General features: G+C 67.1%; 10 protein-coding genes and 2 pseudogenes. 5 read left to right on the top strand and 7 right to left on the bottom strand.

All coding sequences use genetic code 11. The features are described from left to right. Nucleotides 1-91 precede the first annotated feature (91 nt). Complete coding sequence (locus tag Cocul_RS07645; RefSeq protein ID WP_055122712.1) at nucleotides 92-850, top strand: M23 family metallopeptidase; 759 nt, start codon at nucleotides 92-94, stop codon at nucleotides 848-850. Here Cocul_RS07645 and Cocul_RS07640 read toward each other — a convergent pair. Continuing rightward, the gene (locus Cocul_RS07640) at nucleotides 845-2,950 is read right to left on the bottom strand and encodes a UvrD-helicase domain-containing protein (RefSeq protein WP_055122711.1); all 2,106 of its coding nucleotides are present in this window, start codon (nucleotides 2,948-2,950) and stop codon (nucleotides 845-847) included. The genes Cocul_RS07645 and Cocul_RS07640 overlap by 6 nt on opposite strands. 42 nt (nucleotides 2,951-2,992) lie before the next feature. On the opposite strand from Cocul_RS07640, the gene Cocul_RS07635 reads away from it, so the two are divergent. After that, nucleotides 2,993-3,244 carry a chorismate mutase gene (locus tag Cocul_RS07635; protein ID WP_055122710.1) on the top strand — a complete coding sequence of 84 codons (252 nt, stop codon included), beginning with the start codon at nucleotides 2,993-2,995 and terminating at the stop codon, nucleotides 3,242-3,244. Between the two features lie 5 nt (nucleotides 3,245-3,249). Then, nucleotides 3,250-4,803, top strand: a complete 1,554-nt coding sequence (pgi, locus tag Cocul_RS07630; protein ID WP_055122709.1) for a glucose-6-phosphate isomerase — start codon at nucleotides 3,250-3,252, stop codon at nucleotides 4,801-4,803. A 152-nt stretch (nucleotides 4,804-4,955) separates the two neighbouring features. On the opposite strand, the pseudogene Cocul_RS12860 reads toward pgi, so the two are convergent. Together Cocul_RS12860 and Cocul_RS07625 are read right to left on the bottom strand one after the other, a co-directional pair. Then, a pseudogene (locus Cocul_RS12860) lies at nucleotides 4,956-5,939 on the bottom strand (HNH endonuclease signature motif containing protein); the annotation flags it as partial. A gap of 275 nt (nucleotides 5,940-6,214) precedes the next feature. Next, entirely contained in the window at nucleotides 6,215-10,132 is a 3,918-nt protein-coding gene (locus tag Cocul_RS07625) for a DEAD/DEAH box helicase (protein ID WP_055122708.1), read from the bottom strand. A gap of 34 nt (nucleotides 10,133-10,166) precedes the next feature. Here Cocul_RS07625 and Cocul_RS07620 point away from each other — a divergent pair, with 34 nt between their 5' ends. Together Cocul_RS07620 and Cocul_RS07615 are read left to right on the top strand one after the other, a co-directional pair. Beyond that, complete coding sequence (locus Cocul_RS07620; protein WP_055122707.1) at nucleotides 10,167-10,904, top strand: 3'(2'),5'-bisphosphate nucleotidase CysQ; 738 nt, start codon at nucleotides 10,167-10,169, stop codon at nucleotides 10,902-10,904. Nucleotides 10,905-10,915: 11 nt separating this feature from the next. Continuing rightward, complete coding sequence (locus Cocul_RS07615) at nucleotides 10,916-11,533, top strand: trypsin-like serine protease (RefSeq protein WP_055122706.1); 618 nt, start codon at nucleotides 10,916-10,918, stop codon at nucleotides 11,531-11,533. Here Cocul_RS07615 and Cocul_RS13165 read toward each other — a convergent pair. From Cocul_RS13165 to Cocul_RS07600, 4 genes and pseudogenes are all read right to left on the bottom strand, one after another. Further along, entirely contained in the window at nucleotides 11,490-12,146 is a 657-nt protein-coding gene (locus tag Cocul_RS13165) for an ATP-binding cassette domain-containing protein (protein ID WP_425388786.1), read from the bottom strand. The genes Cocul_RS07615 and Cocul_RS13165 overlap by 44 nt on opposite strands. A 111-nt stretch (nucleotides 12,147-12,257) precedes the next feature. Further along, nucleotides 12,258-12,770, bottom strand: a pseudogene (locus Cocul_RS13160) (ABC transporter ATP-binding protein); the annotation flags it as partial. Between the two features lie 81 nt (nucleotides 12,771-12,851). Then, nucleotides 12,852-13,517, bottom strand: coding sequence for a CbiQ family ECF transporter T component (locus Cocul_RS07605; RefSeq protein ID WP_245622160.1), 666 nt, complete (start codon nucleotides 13,515-13,517; stop codon nucleotides 12,852-12,854). After that, nucleotides 13,504-14,085 carry an MptD family putative ECF transporter S component gene (locus tag Cocul_RS07600; protein WP_055122703.1) on the bottom strand — a complete coding sequence of 194 codons (582 nt, stop codon included), beginning with the start codon at nucleotides 14,083-14,085 and terminating at the stop codon, nucleotides 13,504-13,506. The genes Cocul_RS07605 and Cocul_RS07600 overlap by 14 nt, the downstream gene beginning before the upstream one ends. Between the last annotated feature and the right edge of the window lie 34 nt (nucleotides 14,086-14,119).

The raw sequence follows: 14,119 nt of genomic DNA, 5'->3' as shown, positions 1-14,119 counted from the left end.
GCAGGTTGCCCCGCTCCCATCGAGACGCTATCGTTACACCTCGTAGATAACGAAAAGGTCACGATTTGCTAACGTGGCGTTACACCGACAGATGGAAGTGAACGAGTTGGGCAAGCACCACAAATTCAATCCCTCGCAGACCACCAAGGGCCGCATCGCCCTGATGGCCGTGGCTACGGGCGCTGTCTCTACCGCTGGTGCGGGCGGGGCCGCCGCCGCTCAGCACACCAGCACCCACTCCGTGGATTACACCTTGGCTAATGACGCCGAGGATCTTCCCGCTTCCTCCCCCCAGATCCTGGCGATCTCCGAGTTCAAGCCGGCCACCGGCATCGAGGATCAGCTGGGCAAGGCCGTCAAGTATGCCTCCGAGCGTGCGGAGGCCGCCAAGGCCGCCCTGGCCCCGGTGGAAACCTCCTCTGGCCTGCCCCTCGATGAGGGTTCCACCGCCGTGACCAACGCCCTGGGGGCCGTCGCCCCCGCCATCGGCGCCTTCACCTCCGGCTTCGAGCTGCGCTGGGGTACCTTCCACAAGGGCATCGACATCGCCAACGCCGAGGGCACCCCCATCAAGGCCGTCCTGGACGGCACCGTGATCGACTCCGGCCCCGCTTCCGGGTTTGGCCAGTGGATCCGCATCCGCCACGATGACGGCACCGTCACCGTCTACGGCCACATGTCCACCCTGGCCGTGGGCGTGGGCGAGCGCGTGACCGCCGGCCAGACCATCGCGGGCATGGGCAGCCTGGGCTTCTCCACCGGCTCCCATCTTCACTTCGAGGTGCACCCCGCGGGCGGCGACGCCATCGACCCCGTGCCGTGGCTCGCCGCGCACGGCATCACCCTATAACTTCTCCATCGGCAATCCGCCGATCAGCATCAGGCGCACTGTCCCGGCCGACCCAAAATCAATGGTCACCGTGGAATGTGCGCCTATTCCGTCTGCGGCGATCACGGTGCCCAGGCCGTACTTGGCGTGGTTCACGCGGTCCCCCACCACCAGGCTGAGGCTCGTGTTCTTCTTACGCTGCGGGGGCGCCTTCTTCTCCCCGCCCCGCCACTCGATAAGGTCGGAGGGAATCTCCTGCAAAAAACGGCTGGGCGGATTGTTGATCGGGTTACCCCAGGCCGAGCGCAGCGTGGCCCGGGTGAGGTACAGCCGCTCCCGCGCGCGGGTAATGCCCACGTATGCCAGGCGACGCTCCTCCGCCAGCTCCCTCGGATCCCCCAGGGCACGCAGGTGCGGGAACTGGCCGTCCTCCCAGCCGATGAGGAACACCGCCGGAAACTCCAGGCCCTTGGCGGTATGCAGCGTCATCAGCGTGACCATGCCCTGCTCCTCGTCGGGAATCTGATCCGCGTCCGCCACCAGGGAAACCCTTTCCAGGAACGCCTGAAGGCTGCCGTCAAAGTCCTCCCGATGATGCGCCTCGGAGGAGAACTCACGCCCCACCGAGACCAACTCGTTGAGGTTATCCAGGCGCGCGCCGTCCTGGGGATCGTTCGAGCCCTCTAGTTCCGCGCGGTAGCCGGTGACGTCCAGGATCTCATTGATGAGTTCCCCGATGTTCTCGGACATGTTCTCCCGCAGGCTGGTCATCATCTGCACGAAGCGCCCCACCGCGTTGCGGCCCCTGGCGCCGAGCATGTCCACCTCGCCCGCCGCAGCGTCCTCCAAAGCCGCGCCGAAGGACGTGTTCTCCTGTTCCGCGTGCAGGGCGATGAAGGACTGGGCGCGCTCCCCGATGCCGCGCTTGGGGGTGTTCACGATGCGCCTCATGCTCACCGTATCCTCCGGGTTATCCAGCACCCGCAGGTACGCCACCACGTCGCGGATCTCCCTGCGTTCGTAGAAGCGCGTGCCGCCCACCACCTTGTAGGGCACCCCGGTGCGGATGAACACGTCCTCCACGGCCCGAGAGGAATTATTGGTGCGATACATCACCGCAATGTCGGAATAATTCATGCCGCTATCCACCAGGCGATCCACCTCGGCGGCGATGTACCGGGCCTCATCGTGCTCGTTATCCGCCACGTAGCCCAGGATCTTCTCGCCCTTGCCCAGGGCCGTCCACAGGCGCTTATCCCGCCGGTTCTCATTCTGCGCGATCACCGCGTTGGCGGCGTCCAGGATGGTCTGCGTGGAGCGGTAGTTCTGCTCCAGCAACACCGTGCGGGCGTTGGGGAAATCCCGCTCGAACTCCTCGATATTGCGGATCGTGGCCCCACGGAAAGCGTAAATGGACTGGTCGGAATCGCCCACCACGCATAATTCGCTGGCGTCCTCGCCCCGCCCCACCAGGGTGGAAACCAGCTCGTATTGGGCGTGGTTGGTGTCCTGGTATTCGTCGATGAGCACGTGGCGGAAGCGGCGTCGATAGTAGTCCGTGACCTGCGGATACTCCCGGAATATCCGCACCACCTCTCCGATCAAGTCATCGAAGTCCACGGCGTTGGCCTGCCGCAGGCGCGCCTGGTATTCCGCGTACACCTGGGCCAGCGTGCCCTCCTCCGGCTCGGTGAGTTCATTCTTGGCATGGGAAATGGCCGCGCCCAGCACCCTGGGGCTAAACCGCTTGGGGTCCAGGCTCATCTCTTTGGCGATCATGCCCAGCAGGCGGCGGGAATCATCGGCGTCGTAGATGGTGAAGTTCTGCTTCAGCCCCGCCAGTTCCGCCTGCTGGCGCAAGATCCGCACGCACACCGAGTGGAAGGTGGACACCCACATGCGCTGCGCGATCGGCCCCAGGCGATCCCGCATCTCCGCCGCCGCCTTATTGGTAAAGGTGATGGCCAGAATCTGCCCCGGCTGCACCCCCCGGTGCAGGAGGTAGTCAATCCGCTGGGTGAGCACCGCCGTCTTTCCCGAGCCCGCGCCCGCCACGATCAACAGCGGCGAGTCCGTGTGCTCCACCGCCGCGCGTTGCTGTTCGTTGAGAGAATAATTCATGATGTCTACCAACCTACCCGGCGGCCGTGGCAGGATAGTTCCATGAACACCGAGGACGAGATTCAGCGCTACCGCGAGGAAATTAACCGCCTAGACCAGGAGATTCTGGACGCCGTGAAGCGCCGCACCGAGATCTCCCGGATCATCGGCCGCACCCGCCGCGATTCCGGGGGCACGCGCCTCGTCCACGCCCGCGAGGTGGCCATTATCAACCATTTCCGTGAGGAAATCGGGGAGGAAGGCCCCGCCCTGGCCGCTATTCTGCTGCGCATGGGGCGGGGAAGATTAGGCTAGACTCCATGACCGCTTGGCAGAAACTCCAGTCCCGCCCCACCGACCTCGACCTGCGCGACCTCTTCCGCGACCCCCAGCGCGCAGCCCACCTCACCTTCGACGCCGCCGGGCTCCACGTCGATCTTTCCAAGAACCTTATCGACGCCCCCACCCTCACCGACCTCCTCGCCCTCGCCGAGGAGGCGGGCGTGCGCGAGCGCACCGAGGCGATGTTTAACGGCGAGCACATCAACACCACCGAGGATCGCGCCGTGCTGCACACCGCGCTGCGGCTCCCCGCCTCCGCCGACCTCGCCGTGGACGGCCAGGACATCGCCGCCGACGTCCACGAGGTGCTCGGGCGCATGCGGGACTTCGCCACCGCCCTGCGCTCGGGGGCGTGGCTGGGGCACACCGGCCACACGATCAAGAAGGTGGTGAACATCGGCATCGGCGGCTCCGACCTCGGCCCCGCGATGGTCACCAAGGCGCTGCGTACCTACGCCACGGCGGGCATCACCGCGGAGTTCGTCTCCAACATCGACCCCGCCGATATGGCGGCCACCCTTGATGGGCTCGACCCCCACTCCACGCTCTTCATCGTGGCCTCCAAGACCTTCACCACCCAGGAGACGCTGACCAACGCCCAGGTGGCCAAGCAGTGGCTTCTCGACGCCTTCGGGGACGAGGCCGCCGTGGCCAAGCACTTCGTGGCCGTGTCCACCAACGCGGAGAAGGTGGCCGAGTTCGGCATTGATACCGCCAACATGTTTGGATTCTGGGACTGGGTGGGCGGCCGTTACTCCGTGGACTCCGCCATTGGCCTGTCCATCATGGCGGTGATCGGCCCCCGGGACTTCATGCGCTTCCTGGAGGGCTTTCACGCGATGGACGAGCACTTCCGCACCACGCCCTTCGAACGCAACGTGCCGGTGCTCATGGCCATGCTGAATATCTGGTACACCAACTTCCTCGGCGCCCAGACCCACGCGGTGCTCCCCTATTCCCAGGACCTCTCCCGCTTCCCCGCCTATCTTCAGCAACTGACCATGGAGTCCAACGGCAAGTCCGTGGATCGCCAGGGCAACCCCGTGAAACACAGCACCGGAGAAATTTTCTGGGGCGAGCCGGGCACCAACGGCCAGCACGCCTTCTTCCAGCTCATGCACCAGGGCACGCGCCTCATCCCGGCGGACTTCATCGGCTTCACTCGCCCCAAGGACGGCGAGAAGGCCATGCACGACCTGCTCATGGGCAATTTCTTCGCCCAGACCAAGGTGCTGGCCTTTGGCACGCAGGGCGATCTCCCCCCGCACCGCGTGATGCCGGGCAACCGCCCCTCCACCACCATCCTGGCCGAGGAACTCACCCCCTCCTCCCTGGGGGCTCTCATCGCCCTCTACGAGCACATCACCTTCGTGCAGGGCACCGTGTGGAACATCAACTCCTTCGATCAATGGGGCGTGGAGCTGGGCAAGAAGCAGGCCAATGATCTGGCCCCCGCCGTCTCCGGCCGCGAGGAACCCGATACCGGCGATTCCTCCACCGATGGCCTCATCTCCTGGTACCGCTGTAAGTAATCGCCCCAGGTATAGGACCACCGGGCGAACTGTGGCTTCGCCAGGGGGCCTTCCGGGAGGGTGGCGGCGGTGGTGCCGTCTTTAAACGTCCAGCGACACACCCCGGAATGCGTCATGAACATCCTGGCCTCGTCGAAGGTCAGCATGTTGTGGTGCTTCCGGCACAGGGAGGCGAGGTTGCTCAGGGCCGTGGGCCCGCCCACCTCGTACTCGATGACGTGGTGTAATTCCGTGCGCTGGGCGGAGCACCCCGGATAACGGCACCCGCCGTCGCGCAGCCGCACCGCGGCGGCCAGCACCGTGGAGGGATCGTGGCCCGCCACCTCGCGCACCGCGCCAAGGTCGCTGCGATGGGTGATCCGCTTGGCCCAGAACCTCCCCTGCGCGGCCATGAGATCGCCTACGCCCACCATGTGCAGGGGCTTCCCCTCCGTGCCAAAGAGGTGGAGGTTCACCCGGAACTCCCCGGCCCCCGTGGCCAGGTGGAAAAGCGCCTCCGAGAGCGAGCACTTCTCCCGCTGGGCGATAGCGTTAAGCGCCTGGTACACGGCGTGCGCCTGATCCCGGGGCAGCCGGAGATCAAAGCGGGAGAAGCCCGCCTCATGCCGCAGCACGCGCGGAGGAGTTTCCCGCGCATAGAAGTTGGGCACCAGGGAATCCACAAAGGCGCGCAACCTGCGCACGATGGCGCGGCGATGGGGCAACGATTGCAGGGGCACCTGTGGGGTGAGGTAGTCGGCCAGGTGGGCGTCGATAGCCTCCCAGTGTTCCTCCGGCACTCCCCGCAAGCTGAAGGCCACGCCCACTATCCGATCCATGTCCAGCAGCCCGGCCCCGGCGGCCTTGGCGTACAGGCGCGGCAGCCGACGCAACATCGCGGCGGCGTAGATGCGGTTGCGCACCAAGGAGGGGCTACACCCCATGCGCGGGGCGAGCGATTCCACGGCCTGGCTGAACTCGTGGTCCTCCGAGTCCGGCACGAGCGCCTCCCAGAAGGCCAGTTCCTCCTTATTTATGCGCACAAAGCGCCGCGCCACCGCGTCCTCCGGCACGGTGCATAGGTAGCAGGGCTCGCTCGGTATCAGGCGCTCCGCCCACGCGGTATCCAGCGCTTCATCGGCAAAACTGACGGTCATTTCTCCCCCTCGTGTACTTCCCCTGCCACGAGGGTACCCCATTCCTCCACAAAATGCGACCATGTGTTCGACGTTCATCCGTGCCCACCCTCCACGGCATGAGCCAGCAGGACGTCCCCCGAGGTGCCCCCGTTCACGATCCTCTCGTTCTGGACCGCACTTATCCTGCTGGACGCTCACCGTGGTGCGTCCTACCCGCTGAGCACAGCCTAGAACATCTTTTGGTATAAGAATATAGGGTGCTTGCCCATCACATTGTGCGGGCGCGGAAAATTTTAAAATCGCAGGCCACGCGGGGTAATCCGCGCGCCCGCCGCACGGAGATCAGCCAAAAGTGGGTGGGTAAGGGCCGGTTTTCCATCGATTTTCTCCACCGCGCCGCCGCCACGCAGCGCCGCCACCACCTCCCCCGGCTCCCCCAGTACAACCAGACTTTTCCCGCGCAGATATGCCCGCAGACGGCCGTCGGAAAGCACCACCAGGGCGCCGGAGGAGCGCGAGAGCCCCGCCCTTGGCCAGGGCAGTGCCGCGCCGAAAGGATTGGCCGGATCGCTCGCCGCCAGCACCACCGTGGGCTCAGAGGGGGCGTCGCGCAGCATGTCGATCACCGCCGGGGAGGAGAACTGCGCCGCGCCCAGCCCCTCGATGAACATGCCGCGCATGGCCTTGCCCGCCTCCTCGTAGCGGGAGAGCACCTTGTAGGCGCGGGCGAAGTTCCCGCCCTCGGCCGTGACGCTGCCGCGCGCCACCACCCCATAGCGCCGCAGCCACTGGTCCTCCATGATGACCTCGCCGGGGCGCGTGCGGCTCCAGCGGCCCAGGGTGTCGGCGGGCGTGCGACGCCGCACCTCCCCCGTATCCCGGGCGCGCAGCCGGGAGAAGGAATCCGGGCTCACCGCCCCCATGCCCACCAGCGACCACAGCGTGCCGCGCAGCGTCGCGGAATCCAGCGAGACCTTGTGCAGCAACTCCTGGAATAGGTACGCGCGATCGAAGGCCCCCAGCACCTCCTCCTGCTCGGGGCTGAGTTCGGGAAGCTCGGGGGCGTAGTCATAGGGCAGCAGCATGACCCCGGAACCGGCCCCCACGATGCGCACCTCTCCAGAAGAGGTCAGCTCGTCGAGCATCGGCGGAGCGTAGTCCGCCACCCGCGCCGGCAGCGCCCGTTCCTCCCACTCCCGCGCGGTCAGGCTCACCCCGGCAAGCTGCTCGATCACCTCGTAGAGCCCGTCGATACCGCGCAGGGGCGTGGTGATGTGCTGCCAGTCCAGCAGGAAGTTCGCGTACTTCTCCGGGCTCACCGGCTCCGTGGCCCGGCGGGCCCGCGCCAGGGAGAGTCGGCGCAGGCGGTCCAGCACGTCCGGGTCGCAATATTCCTGCTCCTCTACCACGTGCCGGAATCGCCCGCGCACCAGCGGCAACTCCGCCAACGTCTCCGGGTTCACGCCCAGTGCCTCGCGTGCTTCCGACGCCGTGAAGGGCCCGTGGTGACGCGCCCACCGGGAAAGCAATTGCGCGGGTTGGTCGAGGATCAGGGCGTCCGCTGCCTGGGCGAAGTGGGGCCTCCCGGCCAGGTCAATGCGGATGACCCGCTCCCCTAGTTCTGTGGCCAGGGCCTCGTTTTCCGGGGTGATCGGCGCGGGGCCCGCCTCGCGGAGGCGATCGGCAAACTCCTCGGGGGTGCGCGGCAGGCGGGGCTGCTCGGCCAGGAGTTCGGGATCGAGGATCTCGCGCAGGTCCGTCTCCCCCAGCAGGGAGGAGAGCAGAGCGGAGTCGAGGTGGCTTTCCGCCTGGGGGCGGTCGCCCTCGTACATGAAGGCCCCGGTGTAGGTAAAGAGCATGGTGGCGGCGAAGGGGCTGGGGCTGGTGGTGGTCACCTCCACGATCCTCACCCGCTTCCGGACGATGTCTCGGTGGAGTTCCTCGAGGGCGGGGAGATCGTAGACGTCCTGGAGGCATTCGCGCACGGTCTCCAGGACGATGGGAAAGGAGGGGTAGCGGCGGGCGGCGTCGAGGAGTTTCGCCGCGCGGTGGCGTTGCTGCCACAGCGGGGAGCGCCGTCCGGGGTGTCGGCGCGGCAGCAGCAGGGCGCGGGCGGCGCATTCGCGGAAACGCGCGGCGAAGAGCGCGGACTCGCTGACCTTGGCGGCCACCTCGGCGGCGGGGTCCTGGAGGGCAAAGAGGGCCGCGGTGGGCGGGGCCTCGGTGGATACCCGCATCACGATTCCCTCGTCGGTGGCGTATTCCGCCCCGATGGCCAGCGCCCAGGCGGCGTTGACCCCGCGCCCGTAGGGGCTGTGCAGGATCGCGCGCCAGTCTCCCAGCTCGTCGCGGAAGCGTTCCAGCACCAGGGTGCGCTCGTCGGGGATCACCTTGGTGGCTTCGTGCTGATCCCGGAGGTATTCCTCGATGTCACGGCGGGCCTGGGGGCTCAGGTTCGCGCTTATCGACGCCACCTCCCGCCGCGCCGCGCCAACCGCGCGGCCGAGCTCGGCGGGGCGGCCGGTTTGATCGCCGTTCCAGAAGGGCAGCCGCCCGGTGTGCCCCGGCGCGGGGCTGACCAGCACCTGATCCCTGGTGATCTCCTCGATCCGCCAACTGCTCGCACCCAGGGTGAACACGTCACCCACTCGGGATTCGTACACCATCTCCTCGTCTAGCTCCCCCACCCGGCGCGCACCCTGATCGCCGCCGAGGAGGAACACCCCGAAGAGCCCGCGATCGGGGATCGTGCCGCCCGAGGTCACGGCGGTGCGCTGCGCGCTGGGGCGGGCCTTGAGCACCCCCTCGCTGAGCACGAGGTGCGGTTTGAGTTCCGCGAAGTCCGTGGCCGGGTAGTAGCCGGTGACCAGGTTGATGACGGAGTCGAAGGCCTCCCTGGGCAGGTCGCGGTAGGGGTAGGCGCGCCGCACCGTGGCGTACCACTCCTCCACCGGGGTGTCGCGCTGGGAGGCCTCCGCGATGGTCTGCTGGGCCAGCACGTCCAGGGGATTGCGCGGAACGTGGATCTCCTCGATGCGGCCCTGGCCCATGCGGGAGACGATCACCGCCATCTGGAAAAGATCGGCGGGGTGCTGGGGGTAAAACTCCCCGGTGGAGACCTCCCCCACCGCGTGCCCGGCGCGCCCCACCCGCTGCAACCCGGCTGCCACGGAGAGCGGGGAATCCACCTGGATCACCAGGTCCACGGCCCCCATGTCGATGCCCAGTTCGAGGGAGGAGGTGGCCACCACCGCGCGGAGCCGCCCGGCCTTGAGCGCCGCCTCGATCTCGGCTCGTTCCTCGGTGGATACGGAACCATGATGGGCGCGGGCGATGAACGTGGGCGCGTGACCTGCGGTGTCGGTGTGCTTCATCAGTTGGGCGGGATCGCGCCGCAGGGGCGGTGAGAGGGCTTCCGGCTCGTGGTGCTCGGCGTAGAGTTCGTTGATCCTCGAGGTGAGCTTTTCCGCCGCGCGCCGCGAGTTCACGAACACGAGCGTGGATCGGGCGGACATCACCTGCCGGTACACGTTGGCCGCCAGTTCCTCCACGTCGATCCCGTGGACCCGCAGGTTCCACCTCTTGCGGGAGGGCGGGGCGATGATCTCCACGTCCCTGCCCAGGAAGGCCGCCACGGTTTCCAGCGGGCGCACCGTGGCGGAAAGCCCGATGCGCTGGAAGTTCGCGCGCTTGGCCAGGCGTTCCAGGCTCAGGGCCAGGTGGGTGCCGCGCTTGCTTCCGGCCAGGGCGTGAACCTCGTCCACGATGACGGTGTGCACGGTGTCCAGGATCGCGGCGGCGCGAGAGGTAAGCATGAGGTACGCGGATTCCGGGGTGGTGATGAGAATGTCCGGCGGGTTGCGCACGAGTTTTCGGCGTTCCGATTGCGGGGTGTCCCCCGAGCGCACCCCCACCGTAATGCCCAGACCCATCTCCTCGATGGGGCGGCGCAGGTTGCGCTCCACGTCCGCGCCCAGGGCTTTGAGCGGGGAGATATAGAGAACCTTGACGCCGGGCGGGGCGTCGATAAGCCTGCTGATCGCGGTGAGGAAGGCCGCGAGCGTCTTGCCCGAGCCGGTGGGGGCCACCACGAGCGCGTTGCGTCCGCGGCCGATGGCCTCCCAGGCCTGCTCCTGCACCGGGGTGGGTGAGCCCAGGCGCTGCTGAAACCAGGCAGAGACGCGCGGGTGAAAACGATCAAAAGCGGCCATGCCTAAATCTAACCAAAGGGATAAAATAACGGGCATGACTGTGCTTTCTGACGCCCGCCTCACCCACCACCTCGCCCAGGGGGCCGCGGAGATCCTCAAGGGCATCCGCAACGTGGGGCTCCTGGGCGGCAGGAACCTCGGGGACGCCGGGGACGAGCTGGCCCAAAGCTGGATCTCCCGCGTGCTGGAGCAGCACCGCCCCGGTGACGGCTTCCTCTCCGAGGAGGCCTCCGACGACCTCGACCGCCTGGGCAAGGAGCGCGTGTGGATCGTCGATCCCCTCGACGGCACCAAGGAGTTTGCCACCGGCCGCCAGGACTGGGCCGTGCACATCGCCCTGGTGGAAAACGGCGTGCCCATTCACGCCGCCGTGGGGCTGCCGGACCTCGGGGTGGTGTTTGATTCCAGCGACGTGCGCGCCGTCGCCGGGCCCTACGCCCGCAAGATCGCGGTGTCGCGGCGCCGTCCGCCGGCGATCGCCACCGCCGTGGCCGAGGCCCTGGGCTTTGACCTCATGCCCCTGGGCTCGGCGGGGGCCAAGGCCATGCACGTGCTCCTGGGCGATTGCGACGCCTACGTTCACGCCGGTGGTCAGTACGAATGGGATCAGGCCGCCCCCGTGGGCGTGGCCAAGGCCGCGGGGCTGCACTGCTCGCGGCTCGACGGCAGCGAACTCACCTATAACAACAAGGACACCTACATTCCCGATCTGCTGATCTGCCGACCCGAATTGGCGGAGGAGATCTTGAACGTGGTGGCGCAGCAAGGGTAACTTAAACTTCCATGAAAATTACCCGCTCCCTCCTCGGGGTCGCCCTCGCCCTCACCGCCTTCGCCCCCGCCGCGCACGCCAGCACCACCATCCAGCAGGGTGCCGCGATCCACGCCACGGAGGGGTACATGTGCACGCTCAGCATCGTCGATGAGCACACCGCCTACACCGCCCTGCACTGCGGGGAGGGCACCTGGAGCGTGGGCGATACCATCTATTCCCTCCACACCGGGAAGGCCCTGGGCACCATCACCGGATTGGGTTCCGATCTCTCCCTCCCCCTCGACGTCGTGCAGATCGCCCTCAACCCGGACGTCCAGGTGACCGGGCACGTGGGGCGGGGCGACTCCGCGGCGCTCCGCAACGGCGACTACGCGCAATTCCGCTCCTCCGATAACTACAGCACCGGGATCATCACGGAGGCCACGCCCCGGCGCATCATCCTGAGCGACAACAAATACCCCAGCATCCTCATCAACTCCAACGTGGTCACCTACGCCGGGAACTCCGGCGGGCCGCTCATGGATCGGGACGGCAACGTGGTGGGCGTGCTCGCCGCGGGCAACCAGCAGGACGATTCCCTGTTTACCCCCCTGCACCTGATCGAGCGGGAGTTTGGGGAGGAATAACCCTCAGCTCATAATCGCCAACGCGATCCACGAGTTCACGGTCGTGCGTCACCACGATCACCACGGCCCCCTGCTCGGCGCAGGATCGTATGACCTCGGCCATCTGTTCCATCGCCTCAAGGTCCAGCCCGGAGGTCGGTTCGTCAAAGACGATGACCTCCGCCTCCGCGATCCGCGCGGTCGCCACCGCCAGGCGCTGCCGCTGCCCACCGGAGAGGCTCAGCGGGTGCCGGTCCTCCAGTCCCGCCAACCCGAGCGAGGCGAGCAGCGCTCGGAAGTCTCGCCTGCCACGCAGGCCAAGCCGCAACTCGTCCTCGACGCTTTCGCCGAATAACTGGCGGTTGACGTCTTGCATGACCGCCGCGCACACCGCCCGGCGCCGCCGGGGAGAAAGTTCCTTCCCGTCCAGCCGCACCTTCCCCTTGGCCTTGTGGAGGCCAACGACCATGCGCAGCAGCGTGGACTTCCCCGCGCCGTTGCGGCCCGTCACGCACGTCACCGCGCCTCGGGGAAACCGCGCGTTCTCCACGGTCAGTCCGTCGCCGCCGAGCGACGCCGGGGGAAGCGGATTCTCCGGGGGCTCCTCGAATGAGCGAAGCCCCGCCCGGGGCATGGCCCAGAATTCCTCGGCGGGGAGGTCACTGACGATGCGCCCGCCCTCCATCCGCACCACCCGGTCCACCACGCCCACGAGGTGATGCAGCCGGTGCTCGGCGATGATGAGCGTCGCCCCAGATTCCCGCAGATCCCGCACCGCCTCGGCGAAGTGGCGGGTGCTCGCGGCGTCGAGGTTCGCGGTCGGCTCGTCGAGCAGGTAGAGCCGCGGCCGGGACACCACGGCGGCGGCGAGCGCCACCCGTTGCCGTTCGCCGCCGCTGAGTTCCGTCATGCCGCGCCCCAGCAGGCCGGTGAGCTCAAAGCGCTCGGCGGCCTCGTCTATTCTTCTGAGAATGTCCTCCCTGGGCAGCCCCGCGTTCGATGCCCCAAGGGCGATCTCGGAGAGCACGTCCGTGGCAAAGAATTGGGTGCGGGGATTCTGGAACACGGTGGCAGCGATGCGGCCCGTGACGGCGAGGTCGGCCGTGGCCGGGTCGATCCCGCCGACCTCGACGCTCCCGGACAGGCTCCCGGGATACACGTGCGGAACGAGTCCGTTGAGCACGCGCAGTAGCGAGGACTTCCCCGCCCCGGAGCGCCCGGTGATAAGAACCGCCTCGCCAGGATCGACCCTAAGGTTCACGTCGTCGAGGAGGACGGTCTGCTCGGTGGTGAGGGTGAGGCCACGGGCGTGAACAACCGGGCGGGATGAATGCATCTTCTAACCTCCGATGGATTGTTGGACGGCAAGCGCACCCACCGCGACCGCGATGAGAAGGAGCAGCGCATCCGCCCACCGCAGCCGCAGGAGCACGACGGGGGTGGGCGTGCGCGTGCTTCCCAGGCCCCGAAGCAGCGCAGAGGCGGAAAGTTCGTCCCCGGTGCGCACGGAACTCGCCACGAGCGGCAGCACCGCCCGGCGAACCGCCGTCACCGGGTGCAGGAACAACGCCGGCCCCGAGGACACGATGCCCCGGAGGACGAGATTATCGCGGATAGTGCGGGCATCGTCCACGACCACCGGCAGAAACCGCACAGCGACGACCGCCGGAACCACCAGCACCCGGGGCACCCTCGCCCACCCCAGCGCCGAGAGGAGCGAGCCGGTGGTGATCCCGCCGAGCAGCACCCACGACAACAACCCCACGAGGAGGAAGCGGTAGGTAAAGGTGAACGCGAAAGCCACCAGGGCAGGCAAGGCGGCGTAGACCAACACCGCCTCAAGGGCGAGGACGATAGCAGCGAGAACAGGCCGCCTCGCGGACAGCAGGGCCACCGCGACAATCACCGCCCCGACCATCTCAAGCGGCTCCGTTCCCACGGCCAGCAGGGAGACGTTGATGATAACAAGGGCAACGAGGGCGGCGCGAGGATCAAAGGCCCGCACGAGAAAAATAGGATCGCAGGACGCGCTGGCCGATCCACCCGCCGATGAGCGCGGCGACGAAGAGAATCACAATCATCGCGACGATCATCGGCATGGAGAGGAAATCGCTGAAGCGCTGGGCCCACTCGGGATCGGAGTGCTCGGCGTACCGGGCGACGATGTCATCGCGCATGAACAACAGAGGCAACAAAGAACCGATGGGATAGATGCCAAAGATGCCGTAGCCGAGAATCGTGCGCCGGGCGTCCCGGTAGCCCCCGCTGCGGATAATCAGGTCCGCGAGGAGGCCGAGGAGGAAGGCAATCGGCACACCCACAAAGGCGTCGCCAAGCAGCCCGGAGATGAGGCTCAGCAGCGTGGCCGTGATAGTCACGAGGCCAAAGCCCTGGACGCGCCTGATGAACAGCGCGAAAGGGATGCCATTGATGATGACCGCGGTGACGGCCCCGAAGGGTTGAACCTCCGGGCCGAACACCCCGATGGCGTTGCACAGAACGTTGATGACCGCGAGGATCACCGTGAAGATACCGACGGTGACGAGGTCACGGCCGGAGAGAGGGGTTCTCATGGGTATGATTCCTTTCGTACCTAGTTTGATTGTC

The sequence above is a fragment of the Corynebacterium oculi genome (assembly GCF_001412105.1).
GTDB lineage: Bacteria > Actinomycetota > Actinomycetes > Mycobacteriales > Mycobacteriaceae > Corynebacterium > Corynebacterium oculi.
The sequence above is the reverse complement of the archived record's forward strand: the minus strand, read 5'-3'. Positions and strand labels throughout refer to the sequence as shown.

What these genes read in the sequence shown, in the direction of transcription:
- Cocul_RS07640 (WP_055122711.1), bottom strand. Translation starts at nt 2,950, where the DNA reads ATGAATTATTCTCTCAACGAACAGCAACGCGCGGCGGTGGAGCACACG.
- Cocul_RS07615 (WP_055122706.1), top strand. Translation starts at nt 10,916, where the DNA reads ATGAAAATTACCCGCTCCCTCCTCGGGGTCGCCCTCGCCCTCACCGCC.
- Cocul_RS07600 (WP_055122703.1), bottom strand. Translation starts at nt 14,085, where the DNA reads ATGAGAACCCCTCTCTCCGGCCGTGACCTCGTCACCGTCGGTATCTTC.
- Cocul_RS07625 (WP_055122708.1), bottom strand. Translation starts at nt 10,132, where the DNA reads ATGGCCGCTTTTGATCGTTTTCACCCGCGCGTCTCTGCCTGGTTTCAG.
- pgi (WP_055122709.1), top strand. Translation starts at nt 3,250, where the DNA reads ATGACCGCTTGGCAGAAACTCCAGTCCCGCCCCACCGACCTCGACCTG.
- Cocul_RS07620 (WP_055122707.1), top strand. Translation starts at nt 10,167, where the DNA reads ATGACTGTGCTTTCTGACGCCCGCCTCACCCACCACCTCGCCCAGGGG.
- Cocul_RS13165 (WP_425388786.1), bottom strand. Translation starts at nt 12,146, where the DNA reads ATGCCCCGGGCGGGGCTTCGCTCATTCGAGGAGCCCCCGGAGAATCCG.
- Cocul_RS07645 (WP_055122712.1), top strand. Translation starts at nt 92, where the DNA reads ATGGAAGTGAACGAGTTGGGCAAGCACCACAAATTCAATCCCTCGCAG.
- Cocul_RS07635 (WP_055122710.1), top strand. Translation starts at nt 2,993, where the DNA reads ATGAACACCGAGGACGAGATTCAGCGCTACCGCGAGGAAATTAACCGC.